This window comes from Rhodococcus sp. AD45-ID, assembly GCF_003023755.1.
Taxonomy (GTDB): domain Bacteria; phylum Actinomycetota; class Actinomycetes; order Mycobacteriales; family Mycobacteriaceae; genus Rhodococcus_F; species Rhodococcus_F globerula.
This window is the reverse complement of record NZ_PYHL01000001.1, coordinates 1,035,902-1,052,687: the sequence shown is the minus strand read 5'-3', so window position 1 is coordinate 1,052,687 and position 16,786 is coordinate 1,035,902. Positions and strand designations below refer to the sequence as shown.

Here is a 16,786-nt window from a genome sequence, read left to right as displayed (position 1 = left end):
CGACAGTAGGTCAGGCAATCCTAACTTATCGTTTCGGTCTGCTGGGCCGCTCTTTGACGACAACCTCCGGCGGCAGGCCCCATTCCGAGCGGCCCAACCGACTCAACGGTGCCAACGCCGCGAACTCCGGCAAGCCGTCGTCGGCCAACGCGTCCGGGCGAACCGCGACGGCAACAACGTCGCCCATCACCACAAACGAATCACCGACCTCGATGACCTGGCGCAACGTGCATTCGATCGCAACCGGCGATTCCGCGACCCGAAGCGGGCGCACGCGTTCACTCGGCTCACTGCGAATACCCAACTCGAGAAACTCGTCGGCGCCGGGAGCGTAGGGGGCCGAACTGTCGTTGATCATGTCGAACAGCGACGCCGTTGCCACGTTGATCACGAACTCGCCGGTCGCCTCGATGTTGCGCAAACTGTCCTTGCGGCCAACCGAGGTGAACTGCACCACCGGCGGGGCCGCACTGGCCACGGTGAAGAAGCTGTGCGGCGCCAGATTGCCGACGCCGTCGGCCGAGAGCGTCGACACCCAGGCGATCGGCCGCGGAACCACCGTCGCCGTGAGCAACTGATAGAACCGGCGGGGTGAGGTGTCGGAGGGATCGAAGAGTGTGCGCACTCACACATGGTGCCGCAGACTCGCCCCTCGGAACGGCCCGGCCCGAACATCTGACACTCTTGAAGGCGTGAATCCGTCCACAGCACAAGCCACAGCCGTCGTCGACGAACTGGTTCGTGGTGGCGTGCGTGAAGTCGTGCTCTGCCCAGGCTCACGCAACGCGCCGCTCGCATTTGCCCTTCAGTCCGCAGACATCGAGGGACGCCTGCGTCTGCACATGCGGATCGACGAGCGGACAGCCGGCTTCCTCGCGCTCGGACTGGCAATCGCAGGCAAGCGTCCGGTGCCGATCGTCATGACGTCCGGAACGGCCGTCGCGAACCTCGGACCCGCAGTGCTCGAAGCGAACTACGCACGAGTGCCTCTGGTAGTCCTGAGCGCCAACCGGCCGTACGAAATGCTCGGAACCGGCGCCAACCAGACCGTCGAGCAACTCGGATTGTTCGGCAGCCAGGTGCGCGCCACCATCAGCCTCGGGCTGGCCGAAGACGATACGACGCAGAACAGCCAGTGGCGTTCCGCGGTGTGCCGGGTACTCGCCGCTGCCCGTGGAACCCGGTCAGGCAACGCCGGGCCCGTGCACTTCGACATACCGTTGCGCGAACCGCTGGTTCCCGACGTGCATCTGCAGGGGCCGGTTCCGGAAGGTCGGCCAGGCGGCGCAGCGTGGACCACCACGCAGAACGCAACACTCGACGTCCCCCTCGACCTGGATCTGACCGCAGACACCGTTGTCGTCTCCGGCCACGGCAGCGCGCTGCGACCCGAACTCGCCGGACTGCCGACCGTCGCCGAACCCACCGCGCCGCTGCACGGAATTGCGTTGCATCCACTGGCTTTGGCACAACTCAAACCCCGGCAGGTAGTCATCACCGGCCGTCCCACGCTGCATCGTCAGGTGTCCAAGGTGCTGGCCGACCCGAGCGTCGACGTCTATGCGCTCACTACCGGGCCGCGCTGGCCCGACGTGTCGGGCAACGTCCTTGCCACCGGAACCAGGGCCGTCGTGAGCGGAACACCGGACCCGGCGTGGATCGCGCGATGCATGTCGCTGACCGAGCACGCCGACGCGGCCGTCGCCAAGCAGCTGGCTGCCCACCCCAAGGCCACCGGCCTGCACGTAGCCGCAGCGGTGATGGGTTCTCTGGGCGACGGTGACCAGTTGCTTCTCGGAGCTTCCAACCCGGTGCGCGACGCGGCGCTGGTGAGTTACCCGAAGTCGTCGGTGCGAGTGCTGTCCAACCGCGGCGTCGCCGGGATCGACGGCACAGTTTCGGCCGCCGTCGGCGCTGCTCTGGCCTACGACGAGGGACGAACAATCGCCCTGATGGGCGACCTCACCTTCCTGCACGATGCCTCCGGGCTCCTGATCGGGACCGGGGAACCGCGGCCTCGCGACCTCACGATCATCGTCGCCAACGACGACGGCGGCGGAATATTCGAACTGCTCGAGCAAGGCGATCCGCAGTACGCCGGAGTGTTCGAGCGTGTCTTCGGCACGCCACACGGCATGGACCTGGCAGCACTGTGCGCCGCCTACCGCGTTCCGCACACCGCCGTGAGCGTCGACAAGCTCACGGAAGCGCTGGCACAACCCGCTGCAGGTATCCGGGTTCTCGAGGTTCCCACCGACCGCAGCGGTTTGCGGGAACTGCACGCATCAGTGCGAGCGCAACTGTGAGCGACGTGGTTCTGCGCCGTTTCCGCATCGGAATCCTCGTCGTTGCGATCGGCATTTCGGTTCTCGCGGTCATCCTCGTACTCGGTGCCTGGCGGAACGACCGGACCATCGAATCGAACATGGGGACCGCAACCGCCGAGGTGCTCTCCGCCGGTTCGCTGCGGTCCGCTATCAGCTTCGTGACGCCGGACGGCGCGAACCACAATCCCGAACTCGGCGTGCTCTATCCCACCAATCTGACTGTCGGACAACGCATCGAGGTCGAGTACTACAAGACCGACCCCGACCTGGTCCGGGTGGCCGGCCGCAGCGCGAGTGTCGCGCTGATTCCCGCCGGATCGGTCATCGTCGTGACGTGGCTCCTGGCCGGACCCGCCGTCTGGTACCTGCGCAAACGTGAGGCCCTGGTGCGCACGTCAGAGCCCGTCACCTCGAATTAGCCTGCGCTTCACACGAACACGGCACGGACTTTCCCTCGCACTGTCACCGTGATCGGTGTGAGAGTAGCCATCGTTGCGGAGTCATTCCTGCCCAACATGAACGGCGTCACCAACTCGGTCCTACGCGTGCTCGAACATCTCGACCGAACCGGCCATGACGCGATGGTCATCGCGCCGGACACCGTGGGAAATGGGCACGCCCCCACCCAGCACGACGGCGTCGCCGTGCACCGAGTGCCCGCCGTCATGGTTCCGAAAGTCAGTTCGCTACCGGTCGGACTGCCACAACCACGATTGACCGCCGCCGTTCGCGCCTTTGCGCCTGACGTCATGCACCTCGCGTCGCCCTTCCTCCTCGGCGCCGGGGGAGTAGGCATCGCCAAACGACTCCACGTTCCTACCGTCGCCGTCTATCAAACCGATGTCGCGGGCTTTGCCGAAAGCTACGGACTCGGCCTCACCAGCAGGGCAGCGTGGGCGTGGACCCGGCGAATTCACAAGAGCTGCAACAGAACCCTCGCGCCGTCCACCTCCGCCGTCGACGCCCTCGAAGAACACGGAATTCCCCGGGTCCACAAGTGGGCGAGGGGCGTCGACGCAGCAAGATTCGCGCCGTCGCGTCGTAGCTCCGCTCTGCGCCGAACCTGGAGCGGGGACAGTGATCGCCTGGTTGTCGGCTTTGTGGGACGGCTGGCACCGGAGAAACACGTCGAACGATTGTCCGCGTTGGCCGGAGATCGCAGCCTGCAACTCGTGATCGTCGGCGACGGGCCGGACCGAGAGCGCTTGCGCGCGCTGTTGCCCGACGCGGTCTTCACCGGCGCGCTCGGCGGAACCGATCTTGCCGAGGCCTACGCCAGCTTGGACGTTTTCGTGCACCCGGGAGAGCACGAGACGTTCTGCCAAGCCGTCCAGGAAGCGCTGGCGAGCGGTATACCCGTCGTCGGGCCGGACGCGGGCGGCCCGCGGGATCTCGTCTCGCATTGCCGCAACGGCTACCTCCTGCCGGTGGACAGATTCGGTGAACTTCTCCCCAGCGCAATCGACGCCCTCCGTCAGCGCGATCTGCGAGTGCAGTTCGGTTCGGCCGCTCGGCGGTCGGTCCTGCACCGGACGTGGCCGGCCATCTGCGACGAGTTGCTGAATCACTACGAGGACGTGCAAGGTCTTGGCCGGCGAACAGGCGCCCGAGCAGCCTGAACCAGCCCACTTCGCGAGTGTTGGTAGCGTTTGACGTGTGGCGACTACACACGGAACCCGGGCAACTCTCGACAAACAACCGCGCGAGGTCGCGTCGATGTTCGACGACGTCGCCGAGCGATACGACCTGACCAACACCGTGCTGTCCTTCGGCCAGGACAAAGGCTGGCGCAAGGCAACGCGAGAGGCCCTCGATCTCAAGCCGGGCGAGAAGGTTCTCGACCTCGCCGCAGGCACCGGAGTCTCGACCGTTGAACTGGGCCGGTCGGGCGCGTGGTGCGTCGCCACCGACTTCTCCAAGGGCATGCTGCAGGCAGGTCGCTCCCGCAAAGTCCCGATGGTGGCCGGTGACGCCATGTTCCTGCCATACGCCGACGACGTATTCGACGCAGCGACCATCTCCTTCGGTCTGCGCAATGTCTCCGACTTCGAGGCCGGCTTGCGGGAGATCGCCCGCGTCACCAAACCAGGTGGACGCCTTGTCGTCAGTGAATTCTCGACGCCCGTCTTCGGGCCCTTCCGCACCGTCTACATGGAGTACCTCATGAAGGCACTCCCACAGGTGGCCCGCGCCGTCAGCAGCAACCCCGACGCGTACGTCTACCTCGCCGAATCCATTCGCGCCTGGCCGACGCAGGAAGAACTGGCACGCAAGATCGAGGCAGCCGGGTGGAAGAACGTCAAGTGGCGCAACCTCACCGGCGGCGTCGTGGCGCTACATCACGCGACGCGCTGAAACCTGCTGTAATCAGCCGAACAGCGGACGGGAGTCGATCCTTCGGGATGCGGCTCCCGACGCTCGCCAGGCCCGCGCCGTCAGATCAGCGTCGGCGTCGGTGACGAGGTTGCCCATCACCCTGACCGCGACGGTCATCATTGCCTTCGACCGCATCGCGATCGGGCCGGACGCGGGGAGGAACCGCGGAACCGTGAGCAGCCCGGCAAGACGCCGCGCGACGGAGAACGCCTGCCCGTAATGCTCGCGTAGGACGCTCGGCCACAGTTCGGTCAGATCGCCGTCGCCGAGGTGTTCGACGATCAACCGTCCACCCTCGAGGCCGTAGTCGATACCCTCGCCGTTGAGTGGATTCACACACGCCGCGGCATCGCCGATGATCGCCCAGTTACGGCCGGCGATATTGGATACCGCGCCGCCCATCGGTAGCAAAGCTGAAGCAACGGAATGGATTTCACTGTTCCACTGCCATTCGCCGCGGCGCTGATCGGTGTACAGATCCAGCAGCGGGCGCAACGCTCCGGGGGCCGGCCGCTTGGCTGTCGCAAGGGTGCCGACGCCGATGTTCACCTCGCCGGTGCCCAGCGGGAAAATCCAGCCGTATCCCGCCTGTAGGGTGCCGTCGCCGTCACGCAGTTCCAGGTGCGACGTAATCCAGGGATCGGCGCTGCGGGGAGTTCCGACATAAGCGCGCGCGGCCACTCCGTACGCGGTGTCCCGATGCCACTGCCGCCCCAGCTTCTTGCCGAGCGTCGAACGAACACCGTCGGCGACGATGAGGGTCTGGCACCGCAGAGTGCTGGTTCCCGAGGGGCCGGACAGCACAACTGCACTGACCCGATCACCGTCACGGTCGACGTCGACGGCTTTGGTGCCTTCCAGCATCACCGCACCGGACTCGATCGCGCATCGTCGGATCCGATCGTCCAGCTCGGCGCGGGGGACAGCGCTGCCGATAGAGGGGAACGCTGTGGACGGCCACTCCATTTCCAGCTCTTGGCCGAAGCCTGATAGCCGGAGCCCCTTGTTCGTCGTGTGTGACCTAACCCACTCTCCGAGGCCTAGTCGATCAAGCTCGGCGACGGCCCGCGGAGTGAGTCCATCACCACATGTCTTGTCTCGGGGGAACACGGCCGCATCGATCAGGACGACGTCGCGGCCACTGCGCGCGGCCCATGCAGCGGCCGAAGAACCCGCAGGACCTGCACCGATGACCACAATGTCAGTTTCGGTCGGCTGGGAATTCACGGCGGGGGACTGCTCTTCGGCGGACACACTCACATCTTCCCAGGCTCGTGATCGAGACCGTGGCGAGGCCGTGCCAAGTGCGAACCGCTAGGTTCACTACCGTGGGAACCGAGCCGTCACTGACGACAGGAATGGGTACTGACATCGTGAGCACCGAAAAAACTGCTGCCGACACAACGGCAGTGAGCACCGTCGTAGCGGGCATAGACCTGGGCGACGAGAAGCTTGCTGATGTTGTCCGTAGTGGACTCGCCGATGTCGAAGAGTTGTTGGTCAGCGAGCTGTCCGACGGGGAGGACTTCCTCACCGAAGCCGCCCTGCACCTCGCGCGCGCAGGTGGCAAGCGGTTCCGGCCGCTGTTCACGATCCTGACGGCCCAACTCGGACCCAATCCGACCGATCCGTCCATCGTCACCGCTGCCACGGTCACCGAACTCGTGCACCTCGCGACGCTCTATCACGACGACGTCATGGACGAGGCGGAGATGCGCCGCGGCGCACCCAGTGCAAATGCTCGCTGGGGCAACAGTATTGCCATCCTCGCCGGTGACTACCTGTTCGCTCACGCGTCAAGACTGGTGTCGACGCTCGGGCCCGAAGCCGTTCGCATCATCGCGGAAACGTTTGCCGAGTTGGTCACCGGACAGATGCGCGAGACGATCGGTGCCAGGCAGGAACAGGATCCGATCGAGCATTACCTCAAGGTCGTGTGGGAGAAAACCGGTTCGCTGATCGCCGCTTCCGGTCGATTCGGTGGAACTTTCTCGGGATCCGACGCCACCCAGATCGAACGACTCGAGCGACTCGGCGACGCCGTCGGCACCGCATTTCAAATCGTCGACGACATCATCGACATCTCCTCCGTTTCGGAACAGTCGGGTAAAACCCCTGGCACCGACCTGCGCGAGGGGGTCCACACGCTTCCTGTGCTGTATGCCTTCGAGGAAGAGGGCGCCGATGCGGATCGTCTTCGCGAGCTGCTTGCCGGCCCGGTCACCGAGGATGCTGACGTCGAGGAGGCCCTCGCCTTGCTCGAACGTTCACCGGGAATGACCAAAGCCAAAGCAAAGCTGGGCGAATATGTCGATGCAGCCCTGGCTCAGCTGGCAGAGTTGCCGCAAGGCCCGGCCAACGAGGCCCTCGTTCGCTTGATCGACTACACGGTTCGACGGGTTGGCTGACGTTTAACCGCGTACACCGTTCGCGTTGCCCCGGGAACCCGAACACCCTTGCTCTTCGTTGTGCTAACGGGTCGGCTGCAAAAGCCGCGAAGTTACACGCGAGCAGTCGAGCTCGTTACGGGTAAGGGGTTGAGCGCTGTGCACGGCTACGCAAACGGAGCCAAGACTTTCGGGCTGCTGCTGGGCATGTCTGCCCTGATCGTGTTCATCGGATCGTTGTTCGGCAACCCGACCATCTTGTGGTTATCCGTACTTTTTGCCGTCGGAATGAACGCCTACGTCTATTTCAACAGCGACAAGCTGGCGTTGCGGTCGATGCATGCCCAGCCCATCACCGAGGTCGAAGCGCCCGTGATCTATCGCATCGTGCGCGAACTGGCGACTACAGCGCATCAGCCGATGCCCAGGCTCTACATCAGCCCGACAAACGCACCGAATGCCTTCGCAACCGGCCGTAATCCGCGCCACGCTGCGGTATGTGTGACCAGCGGAATCATGGGTTTGTTGAACGAACGAGAACTGCGAGCAGTACTCGGGCACGAACTCTCGCACGTCTACAACCGGGACATCCTGATCTCTTCGGTCGCCGGGGCCATGGCTGCCGTCATTTCCGGCCTGGCGAACTTCGCGATGTACGCCAGCATGTTCGGCGGACGAGGCAACGGTCAGGGAAGCAACCCGATTGCATTGCTGCTGGTCTCGCTTCTGGGGCCGATCGCAGCCACCGTGGTCAAACTGGCGGTCTCGCGCTCACGGGAGTATCAGGCCGATCAATCGGGAGCCGAGCTCACCGGTGACCCACTGGCGCTGGCGTCGGCGCTACGAAAGCTGGAGGCAGGTGTAGCGGCGGCTCCGTTGCCCCCTGAGCCTCGATTGGCGGCGCAGTCGCATCTGATGATCGCAAACCCGTTCCGGGCGGGGGAGAAGATGAGCAGGCTCTTTTCCACGCATCCGCCGATGGCGGAGCGGATCGAGCGTTTGGAGAAGATGGCGGGGATGTAGGGGCCTTCGGCCCCGGTGCGCCTTTCTGGTCGTCGGAACTACCAAAAAGGCGCACAGGGGCGCAGCCCCTACTACCGGTAGTTCACGAACTGCAGGGCGATCCCGAAGTCCTCACCCTTGAGCAGGGAGATGACGCCCTGAAGGTCGTCGCGCTTCTTGCTGCTGACGCGCAGCTCCTCACCCTGGATCTGTGCTTTGACGCCCTTGGGGCCCTCGTCACGGATCTTCTTGGTGATCTTCTTCGCGTTCTCACTGGAGATGCCCTGGACCAACGTTCCGGACAGTTTGTAGATCTTTCCGGACTGTGCCGGCTCTCCCGCATCGAATGCCTTCAGGGAGATGTCCCGGCGAATCAACTTTTCCTTGAACACCTCGAGGGCCGCCAGCAAGCGCTCCTCGGTGTCGGCGTTCAACGTGATCGTTTCTTCACCCGACCACTCGATCGACGCACCGGTGTTCCGGAAGTCGAAGCGTGTGGTCAGCTCCTTGGCAGCTTGATGCAGGGCGTTGTCCACCTCTTGACGGTCTACTTTGCTCACCACGTCGAAGGACGAATCAGCCACTTCTACACTCCCGCTTTCCGGTAGTCACAACATCGAGGTCTGCCCACCTTCCGTGCCGGTGGACACCTCGACGTTATCGGGTCGGCACCGCCGCTCACCACCCGGTTTGCAAAATGGGGGTGGGTTCGTTGTATTCTTCTTTCCGCACCAAGGAAGCCGTTCTTGGCCGCTGCGCGCCGCGATATACTTGCGAGTGCATCGGATCAAGACCTGGTGCAGCACGGCAGATTGCCCGAGCGGCCAATGGGAGCGGACTGTAAATCCGTCGGCTTATGCCTACGTAGGTTCGAATCCTACATCTGCCACAACAAGTCAGCCCCGATCCTGAATCAGGATCGGGGCTGACTTGTTTGTGTTCGGCCCCGGCTGCTCCAGCTCAGGCTGTTCCGGCTCCGATCGCGTCGAGTAGTCGAAGGCGCAGCAGTAGGTAGATACAGAGTTGTAGATACAGCGATGCAGTGCGCTGTCGGCCGAGACGCGGTGTGGCCGTTCTCAGTGTCGTCGTTCTCAGCGTCGTCGTTCTCGGGCACGAACGGCCGTAATTAGGCACGAGCGGCCGTCAATGGGCCGATATCCGTTGCGTCAAAGGCCTCGCCATGGGCTCGGATCGGTGCAACAATGGGCTGCGGCACTGATTTTGCCCCGATGACCTGGCGATTTGGTGCTGGAGCGCGTTCGTGTGTAATCTTTCGGAGGCTTCAAGAGAGCGGCAACGCACTCCGGAAGCCACGCCCCCTTAGCTCAGTCGGTAGAGCGTTTCCATGGTAAGGAAAAGGTCAACGGTTCGATTCCGTTAGGGGGCTCGCTGGATTGTGGTGCCGCGCTTTTTGCGCGACACTCGACACCGAGGCGGTGTAGCTCAGTTGGTAGAGCAAACGACTCATAATCGTTGCGTCGCCGGTTCAAGTCCGGTCACCGCTACACAATATGCATGATCCACCCTGATTGTTCGTAATCAGATACACCCGAAAGAAGGCATCCCGTGGCCTCCTCGACCGACGTTCGGCCCAAGATCACCTTGGCCTGCGAGGTATGCAAGCACCGTAACTACATCACCAAGAAGAATCGGCGCAACGACCCCGATCGCCTGGAGCTCAAGAAGTTCTGCCCCAACTGCGGAACTCACCAGTCGCATCGCGAGTCGAAGTAGCAAGTCCTTAACGGGACGACGATTTTCGCGGAAGACCCTCTTGGGGCCTGCGTCTTCGGGTCCTAGCTAGAAGAGAGTTTCTCCGCGTGACTGATTTGCAAGAGAACAAGGCAGCGGCCGAGGTCCCTACGGACCCGGCCGCTCATGCCGTCCAGATGGTCGGTCACCATTATCGTGTCGAAGACTTCTACGAGGTCGGGCGCGAGAAGGTGCGCGAGTTCGCTCGCTCCGTCCAGGATTCGCATCCTGCGCATTACGACGAAACCGCTGCAAAGGGCCTCGGATACGACGGCCTGATTGCTCCGGTGACGTTTGTTGCGATCGTCGGCGGCATTGCCCAACGTCGACTCTTCGAAGAAGTTGTCACCGGCTACGACTTGAGTCAGATTCTCCATACGGATCAACGGATCGTGCTTCACGAACCGATTCAGGTGGGGGATCGACTGTTCTGCGACGTCTATCTGGATTCGTTCAGGCAGGCTGCAGGTAGTGACATCATCGTGACCAAGAACATCATCATCAACCAGCACGGTCGAGAGACCGTCACAATGTGGACAACTCTGGTTGCCCGCACCGGTGGTGAGGTGGACGAGAACATCGCCCACGCAGTCAAGGATGTGATGATGCATGTCGCTCCGTAAATTTTCCGACGTGAATGTCGGCGATCTTCTTCCTGAGAAGACCGTCACCGTCACGCGTGGAAACCTCGTCAATTACACGGGCGTATCGGGAGATCCAAACCCGATTCACTTCAGTGACGAGGTTGCTCGACTTGCCGGCCTGCCCGATGTGGTGGCGCACGGCATGCTCTCCATGGGCATGGGTGCCGGATACGTCACCGAATGGCTAGGGGACCCGGGTGCGGTAACCGAATACAATGTACGGTTTACTAGTCCGGTAATCGTGGCAGCCGACAAGGCTGCCGAGATCGAGTTCACCGCCAAGGTGAAGTCGATCGACGAAGACAGCAAGACTGCAGTACTGGCAATTGTGGCAAAATCCGAAGGTAGAAAAATCTTCGGCCGCGCCACGGCCACAGTCCGTCTGGCCTGATAGCCGGGTAGATTGTGTTTGTTCCGGGGCTTTGAAGTACACTGAGATTTCTGGGATTCCTCAGCGCTGCGCGCTGCCCTGAACGTCGCAAGATGTTCACATCGGGTAGCGCGTATGTTGTGTGATCGCAGAGCGGTTAACCGAACCAGCAGGGCATGAAAGTGCCCGGCTGCGGACGTCAACCAAAGGGGCGTAGCTCAACTGGCAGAGCAGCGGTCTCCAAAACCGCAGGTTGCAGGTTCAAGTCCTGTCGCCCCTGCCCCCGGATGCCAGCGACTGAGAGGAACGACGTGAGCGAGGATCGCGACAAGCGCGACGCCGACGCTTCGGACGCGGAGACTTCACCGTCTTCCGCTTCGAAGGCTGTCGACGACACTGCAGCTGACGCGGCCACGCGTTCCGATCTTTCGCTGGACAAGGGAGACGCCGTAGAGGCGGCTTCCGCATCAAGTGGGGTTTCCAACAAGCCGACCGGCAAGCGCGCTGCACGCGGCGCCTCGGTTGCAGCGTCCACCGTGAAGACTCCGGCTCGGACGGCGTCGCCGAAGGCGACTGCAAAGAACCCCGGTAAGAACCCCAAGGCGAAGAAAGACAACCTCTTCAAGCGCCTTCGCAAGTTCTTCCGCGAGGTCATCGCAGAACTCCGCAAGGTCATCTGGCCGAACCGTAAGCAGATGGTCACCTATACCAGCGTCGTGCTGGCGTTCGTGGTCTTCATGGTCGCTTTCATCAGCGGCGTCGATATCGCTGTGATCAAGGGCGTTACCTGGCTGTTCGGCTGATTGTCGAATCGTCGGGCGTCCTTGCCTGCGAGCGCGAGAAAGACCCGCACGGGTCCGAGTAACGAGAGGAAGCGAGTGCCCCAGTGAGCACCCCCGAGAACGACACGAATGAGGCCTTGGCCGAAGAGCGTGTTTCTGCCGAGGCGGCAGCCGAAGTAGACGTCGAGGCTGGCGAAGGCACCGATACCGACGCTGCCGAAGACGCTGCAGACGGCACCGAAGCCGCGCAGACCGAGGCAACCGAGGACATCATCTCCGAGGACGCCGAGAACTCCGACGACGCTGCTCCGGCAGCCGACATCGAAGTAGAAGATCCGGTTGCGGAACTGAAGGCTGCTCTGCGCCGCGCACCAGGCGACTGGTACGTCATCCACTCGTACGCCGGTTACGAGAACAAGGTCAAGACCAACCTCGAGACCCGCGTTCAGAACCTCGACGTCGGCGACTACATCTTCCAGGTGGAAGTTCCCACCGAAGAGGTCACCGAGATCAAGAACGGCCAGCGCAAGCAGGTCAACCGCAAGGTTCTCCCCGGCTACATCCTGGTCCGCATGGAACTCAACGACGAATCGTGGGGCGCAGTGCGCAACACGCCCGGCGTCACCGGATTTGTCGGTGCCACCTCGCGTCCGTCGCCGCTGTCTCTCAACGACGTCGTCAAGTTCCTGCTTCCTCAGCAAGAGCAGAAGAAGCAGCAGGCTGCAGCAGCTGCCGTCGCAGCAGGCGAGGCGCCGGTCGAGTCCTTCGGCAAGCCCCTCATCGAGGTGGACTTCGAGATCGGCGAATCCGTCACGGTCATGGACGGCCCGTTCGCGACATTGCCTGCCAGCATCAGCGAGGTCAACGGAGAGCAGCAGAAGCTCAAGGTCCTCGTATCGATCTTCGGACGTGAAACTCCGGTTGAGTTGAACTTCAACCAGGTCGCGAAGATCTAACCCCCACACTTGCACTGTTAGACGCAAGACACACACCCAAGCTAGAAACTAGGAACTAGAGATGCCCCCAAAGAAGAAGAAGCTCGCCGGGCTCATCAAGCTGCAGATCCAGGCAGGTCAGGCTAACCCTGCACCTCCCGTGGGTCCCGCGCTCGGTCAGCATGGCGTGAACATCATGGAGTTCTGCAAGGCCTACAACGCGGCGACTGAGTCCCAGCGCGGCAACGTTGTGCCGGTCGAGATCTCGGTCTACGAAGACCGGACCTTCGATTTCAAGCTGAAGACCCCTCCCGCTGCTCGACTGCTCCTCAAGGCAGCCGGCGTAGCCAAGGGCTCCGGCGAACCGCACAAGACCAAGGTTGCCTCGGTAACCATGGATCAGGTGCGCGAAATCGCGAAGACCAAGGCTGAAGACCTCAATGCCAATGACATCGAGCAGGCCGCGAAGATCATCGCCGGCACCGCTCGTTCCATGGGCATCACGGTCCAGGGCTAATTCAGCAGCTCCACAGCATCACGTGGGAGGGCCGGCCAGGCCCTGACCACAACTGAACCATTCACCACTGCACCAAGTAACTCTCTGCAGTGATAAGTAAGGACAGAAGAAATGGCAAAGCGCAGCAAGGCGTACCTCGCCGCCGCTGAGAAGATCGACGCAGACAAGCTCTACAGCCCGCTTCAGGCTGCAAAGCTCGCCAAGGAGACGTCGTCCACCAAGATGGATGCAACCGTAGAGGTTGCAGTTCGTCTGGGCGTCGACCCCCGTAAGGCTGACCAGATGGTCCGCGGAACGGTCAACCTGCCCCACGGCACCGGTAAGACCGCTCGCGTCATCGTGTTCGCCGTTGGCGAGAAGGCAGCAGAAGCCGAGGCTGCAGGCGCTGACGTAGTCGGTGCAGAAGACCTGATCGAGCGCATCCAGGGTGGATGGGTCGATTTCGACGCCGCAATCGCGACTCCTGATCAGATGGCCAAGGTCGGCCGCATCGCCCGTGTCCTCGGACCCCGTGGCCTGATGCCGAACCCCAAGACGGGCACCGTTACCGCGGATGTCACGAAGGCTGTCAACGACATCAAGGGCGGAAAGATCAACTTCCGCGTCGACAAGCAGGCCAACCTGCACTTCGTCATCGGCAAGGCATCGTTCGACGATGAGAAGCTGGTGGAGAACTACGGCGCAGCGCTGGACGAGATCCTGCGTGCGAAGCCCTCGTCGGCCAAGGGCCGCTACGTGAAGAAGATCACGGTTTCGACCACCACCGGTCCGGGCATCCCGGTGGATCCGAACCGTACCCGCAACCTCCTCGAGGATGCTGCAGACGCGTAAGCAGTCCGCTGAACTGAAAGAAGGCCGATAGGGATTACCTCCCTATCGGCCTTCTTTTTTGCATTCAGGGAGAGGGCCCAGGGGCGATTTGGTGATGTGTTGCCCGGTGAGGTAGTCTTCAACGCGGAGTTCAGTGCTGGATATGAACTTCACCCCAAAATCATGTTCTACCCAAGACCGTTGGTTATTGCGCTTAGCGATGAGTGCAGTTAAAAGTCCGGAAATGTCCGGCGACCCACGCAGGAGGACGAGGTAAGGGGGAACGCATTCTGTGGTGGTTCTTTTCGCTTCCGTTTGTCTCCTCTGTACGCCCCGTGCGCCCTGCGCCGGGGCGTTTTGCATGTCTAGGACTTGTGGCTTGTCAGGTTCTCCTGGTGAGCCGCGGCGGTTCCGAAGTGGGATAACGACTGTCACGAGAGGAGGCGAAGTATGGCAAAGCCTGAGAAGGTTTCCGCAGTTGCGGAAATCACCGAGCAGTTCAAGGGTTCGACCGCTGCTGTGATCACGGAATACCGTGGTCTTTCAGTGGGCAACATCACGACACTGCGACGCGCTCTCGGAGAAGGTGCCACCTACTCCGTCGCCAAGAACACCCTGGTTAAGCGTGCCGCCGCTGAGGCTGGCATCGAGGGCCTTGATGACCTGTTCGTCGGACCGACCGCCATTGCATTCATCAAGGGCGAACCGGTCGACGCTGCGAAGGCACTGAAGAACTTCGCAAAGGAAAACAAGGCGCTCATCATCAAGGGCGGCTACATGGACGGCGCTGCGCTGTCCGTGGACGAGGTCAACAAGATCGCGGATCTCGAATCCCGCGAAATCCTGTTGGCAAAGCTTGCCGGCGCGATGAAGGGCAACTTGGCAAAGGCCGCAGGCCTGTTCAATGCTCCCGCTTCGCAGATGGCCCGTTTGGCCGCTGCACTGCAGGAGAAGAAGGCCGCAGAAGGCGGAGCTGCAGAAGCTCCGGCTGCTGCCGCAGAGGCTGCTACCGAGGCTCCGGCCGAGGCCGAAGCCGAAAGCTGATCCGCACCCGCGCATCACTGCTATATCCCCGCCCGGTCGCGGATCAGCGACATGGGACTTACAGGAAGGACCGCCACAATGGCGAAGCTCAGCACCGAAGAGTTGTTGGACCAGTTCAAGGAGCTCACCCTCCTCGAGCTCTCGGAGTTCGTTAAGGCATTCGAGGAGACCTTCGAGGTCACCGCTGCTGCTCCCGTCGCCGTCGCCGCTGCAGGCGCACCGGCTGCCGGCGCAGAAGCTGCTGAAGAGCAGGACGAGTTCGACGTCGTCCTCGAGTCGGCTGGCGACAAGAAGATCCAGGTCATCAAGGTCGTCCGTGAGGTCGTTTCCGGCCTCGGCCTGAAGGAAGCCAAGGATCTCGTCGAGAGCGCTCCGAAGGCAATCCTGGAGAAGGTTTCGAAGGAAGCAGCTGAAGCTGCAAAGGAAAAGCTCGAAGGCGCCGGCGCAAAGATCTCCGTCAAGTAAGACGGTTTTCTCCGCTGCTCACCTCGAGTAGTCGAAAGAGGGTCACTTCCTACGGGAAGTGGCCCTCTTTTTTATTGGGCGCATCCGGCGGGAATGTCCGGATCGGCGCAGGTCGGATGCGTGTCCGATTCAGGGTGCGTGTTAGTTTGTGCTTCGTACTTACTCGTTAGTAGTATTCGCAGTCACGGGTAACACTTCCATGCGATAGAGTGACCCAACCCACATCGGGTGGATGCATCGGACGGCGCGGAGGTAGTGGTGGGAGTAGAGGTAGCGGTAGACGGGCTGACTAAGTCTTTCGGGTCGCAGAGGATTTGGCAGGACGTGTCGTTGACGCTTCCCGCTGGTGAGGTGAGCGCATTGCTGGGGCCCTCGGGTACCGGCAAGTCGGTGTTCTTGAAGTCTTTGATCGGTTTGCTCCGCCCCGAGCAGGGTTCCATCGTGATCGACGGCACGGATATTTTGCAGTGTTCCTCGAAGGAGCTCTACGAGATTCGTAAGTTGTTCGGTGTGCTGTTCCAGGACGGTGCGTTGTTCGGTTCGATGAATTTGTACGACAACATCGCGTTTCCGCTCCGTGAGCATACGAAGAAGTCGGAATCCGATATCCGCAAGATCGTGATGGAGAAGCTCGATCTGACGGGTCTGGTCGGTGCGGAGGACAAGCTTCCGGGCGAGATTTCCGGTGGTATGCGTAAGCGTGCCGGTCTGGCTCGCGCGTTGGTGCTCGATCCGGAGATCATCTTGGTCGACGAGCCGGACTCGGGTCTCGATCCGGTGCGTACGACGTACATCAGTCAGACGTTGATCGATATCAATGCTCAGTCCGATGCCACGATTTTGATTGTCTCGCACAACATCAACCTTGCTCGTACGGTGCCGGACAACATCGGGATGCTGTTCCGCCGTCAGTTGGTGATGTTCGGTCCTCGTGAGGTGTTGCTCACCTCGGATGAGCCGGTGGTCAAGCAGTTCCTCAACGGCACGATGATCGGTCCGATCGGTATGTCGGAGGAGAAGGACGAGGCTCAGATGGCGCACGAGCAGGCGCTCGTGGATGCCGGTCACCATGCCGGCGGTGTCGACGACGTCGAGGGCATTGTGCCGCAGATGAAGGCGACGCCCGGTAATCCGGAGCGTCAGGCTGTTCGTCGTCGTCAGGAACGCGTCCGTCAGATCATGCACACACTGCCGGTGAACGCGCAGGCGGCAATCCAGGACAGCCTCAACGAGGAGGCGGGTCAGTTCAACCACGCCTACGCGGACGCGAGCGAGTACCAGGGGGAGTGGGACGGAAGCTCGCAGGATACACAGGTAATTCCAGCTTATGAGGGTGATCCCTACGGAAACACGACTCACGGACAAGGGTAGGCAT

General features: G+C 62.1%; 19 protein-coding genes and 4 tRNA genes. 20 read left to right on the top strand and 3 right to left on the bottom strand.

Translation table 11 applies throughout. The features are described from left to right. Positions 1 to 25: 25 nt before the first annotated feature. Positions 26 to 625: a flavin reductase family protein gene (locus C7T36_RS04715; RefSeq protein WP_045071007.1), complete on the bottom strand. Its 600-nt coding sequence runs from the start codon at positions 623 to 625 to the stop codon at positions 26 to 28. A gap of 67 nt (positions 626 to 692) precedes the next feature. Here C7T36_RS04715 and menD point away from each other — a divergent pair, with 67 nt between their 5' ends. Genes menD through C7T36_RS04695 form a run of 4 tightly spaced genes read left to right on the top strand, consistent with a single transcriptional unit; the run spans position 693 to position 4,682 of the window. Further along, positions 693 to 2,306 carry a 2-succinyl-5-enolpyruvyl-6-hydroxy-3-cyclohexene-1-carboxylic-acid synthase gene (menD, locus tag C7T36_RS04710; protein WP_033236476.1) on the top strand — a complete coding sequence of 538 codons (1,614 nt, stop codon included), beginning with the start codon at positions 693 to 695 and terminating at the stop codon, positions 2,304 to 2,306. After that, on the top strand, positions 2,303 to 2,746 hold the full coding sequence (locus C7T36_RS04705) for a DUF3592 domain-containing protein (RefSeq protein WP_033236475.1): 444 nt from the start codon (positions 2,303 to 2,305) through the stop codon (positions 2,744 to 2,746). Before menD ends, C7T36_RS04705 begins: the two co-directional genes overlap by 4 nt. 57 nt (positions 2,747 to 2,803) lie before the next feature. After that, complete coding sequence (locus tag C7T36_RS04700; protein WP_204369003.1) at positions 2,804 to 3,946, top strand: glycosyltransferase family 1 protein; 1,143 nt, start codon at positions 2,804 to 2,806, stop codon at positions 3,944 to 3,946. A gap of 37 nt (positions 3,947 to 3,983) precedes the next feature. After that, positions 3,984 to 4,682, top strand: coding sequence for a demethylmenaquinone methyltransferase (locus C7T36_RS04695; RefSeq protein ID WP_033236474.1), 699 nt, complete (start codon positions 3,984 to 3,986; stop codon positions 4,680 to 4,682). A gap of 12 nt (positions 4,683 to 4,694) precedes the next feature. Here the strand turns inward: C7T36_RS04695 and C7T36_RS04690 are convergent, their stop codons facing one another. After that, positions 4,695 to 5,957: a geranylgeranyl reductase family protein gene (locus C7T36_RS04690; RefSeq protein ID WP_045071004.1), complete on the bottom strand. Its 1,263-nt coding sequence runs from the start codon at positions 5,955 to 5,957 to the stop codon at positions 4,695 to 4,697. Between the two features lie 104 nt (positions 5,958 to 6,061). Here C7T36_RS04690 and C7T36_RS04685 point away from each other — a divergent pair, with 104 nt between their 5' ends. After that, a complete protein-coding gene (locus C7T36_RS04685) occupies positions 6,062 to 7,111 on the top strand; it encodes a polyprenyl synthetase family protein (RefSeq protein WP_045071268.1) in 1,050 nt (349 codons plus the stop codon). Positions 7,112 to 7,249: 138 nt separating this feature from the next. Continuing rightward, positions 7,250 to 8,113: a zinc metalloprotease HtpX gene (gene htpX, locus C7T36_RS04680; RefSeq protein ID WP_084703053.1), complete on the top strand. Its 864-nt coding sequence runs from the start codon at positions 7,250 to 7,252 to the stop codon at positions 8,111 to 8,113. A 71-nt stretch (positions 8,114 to 8,184) separates the two neighbouring features. Here the strand turns inward: htpX and C7T36_RS04675 are convergent, their stop codons facing one another. Next, a complete protein-coding gene (locus tag C7T36_RS04675; RefSeq protein WP_033236471.1) occupies positions 8,185 to 8,676 on the bottom strand; it encodes a YajQ family cyclic di-GMP-binding protein in 492 nt (163 codons plus the stop codon). Positions 8,677 to 8,898: 222 nt separating this feature from the next. Between C7T36_RS04675 and C7T36_RS04670 the strand changes: the two genes are divergently transcribed. The 14 genes from C7T36_RS04670 to C7T36_RS04605 all read left to right on the top strand — a co-directional run bounded on the left by C7T36_RS04670 (position 8,899) and on the right by C7T36_RS04605 (position 16,782). Beyond that, positions 8,899 to 8,981, top strand: a tRNA-Tyr gene (locus C7T36_RS04670). Positions 8,982 to 9,406: 425 nt separating this feature from the next. Beyond that, positions 9,407 to 9,479: transfer RNA gene (locus C7T36_RS04665), tRNA-Thr, on the top strand. A gap of 45 nt (positions 9,480 to 9,524) precedes the next feature. Continuing rightward, positions 9,525 to 9,597 (top strand) — tRNA-Met (locus tag C7T36_RS04660). Positions 9,598 to 9,658: 61 nt separating this feature from the next. Then, positions 9,659 to 9,826 carry a 50S ribosomal protein L33 gene (rpmG, locus tag C7T36_RS04655; protein ID WP_003941903.1) on the top strand — a complete coding sequence of 56 codons (168 nt, stop codon included), beginning with the start codon at positions 9,659 to 9,661 and terminating at the stop codon, positions 9,824 to 9,826. 155 nt (positions 9,827 to 9,981) lie between these two features. Next, positions 9,982 to 10,467, top strand: a complete 486-nt coding sequence (hadA, locus tag C7T36_RS04650; protein ID WP_172936632.1) for a (3R)-hydroxyacyl-ACP dehydratase subunit HadA — start codon at positions 9,982 to 9,984, stop codon at positions 10,465 to 10,467. Further along, the gene (gene hadB, locus C7T36_RS04645; protein WP_033236469.1) at positions 10,454 to 10,879 is read left to right on the top strand and encodes a (3R)-hydroxyacyl-ACP dehydratase subunit HadB; all 426 of its coding nucleotides are present in this window, start codon (positions 10,454 to 10,456) and stop codon (positions 10,877 to 10,879) included. The genes hadA and hadB overlap by 14 nt, the downstream gene beginning before the upstream one ends. A 186-nt stretch (positions 10,880 to 11,065) precedes the next feature. Further along, positions 11,066 to 11,138 (top strand) — tRNA-Trp (locus tag C7T36_RS04640). 31 nt (positions 11,139 to 11,169) lie between these two features. Further along, complete coding sequence (gene secE, locus C7T36_RS04635; protein ID WP_033236468.1) at positions 11,170 to 11,661, top strand: preprotein translocase subunit SecE; 492 nt, start codon at positions 11,170 to 11,172, stop codon at positions 11,659 to 11,661. An 83-nt stretch (positions 11,662 to 11,744) separates the two neighbouring features. Beyond that, positions 11,745 to 12,596 (top strand): transcription termination/antitermination protein NusG, encoded by an 852-nt coding sequence (nusG, locus tag C7T36_RS04630; RefSeq protein WP_033236467.1) that lies wholly within the window; start codon positions 11,745 to 11,747, stop codon positions 12,594 to 12,596. Between the two features lie 61 nt (positions 12,597 to 12,657). Beyond that, positions 12,658 to 13,092: a 50S ribosomal protein L11 gene (gene rplK / locus C7T36_RS04625; RefSeq protein ID WP_033236466.1), complete on the top strand. Its 435-nt coding sequence runs from the start codon at positions 12,658 to 12,660 to the stop codon at positions 13,090 to 13,092. Between the two features lie 111 nt (positions 13,093 to 13,203). Next, a complete protein-coding gene (gene rplA / locus C7T36_RS04620) occupies positions 13,204 to 13,923 on the top strand; it encodes a 50S ribosomal protein L1 (RefSeq protein WP_003941982.1) in 720 nt (239 codons plus the stop codon). 429 nt (positions 13,924 to 14,352) lie between these two features. Further along, positions 14,353 to 14,946 carry a 50S ribosomal protein L10 gene (gene rplJ, locus C7T36_RS04615; protein ID WP_033236465.1) on the top strand — a complete coding sequence of 198 codons (594 nt, stop codon included), beginning with the start codon at positions 14,353 to 14,355 and terminating at the stop codon, positions 14,944 to 14,946. A gap of 78 nt (positions 14,947 to 15,024) precedes the next feature. Then, positions 15,025 to 15,411, top strand: a complete 387-nt coding sequence (gene rplL / locus C7T36_RS04610; RefSeq protein ID WP_033236464.1) for a 50S ribosomal protein L7/L12 — start codon at positions 15,025 to 15,027, stop codon at positions 15,409 to 15,411. Positions 15,412 to 15,666: 255 nt separating this feature from the next. After that, positions 15,667 to 16,782, top strand: coding sequence for an ABC transporter ATP-binding protein (locus C7T36_RS04605; protein ID WP_275586646.1), 1,116 nt, complete (start codon positions 15,667 to 15,669; stop codon positions 16,780 to 16,782). Positions 16,783 to 16,786 lie beyond the last annotated feature (4 nt).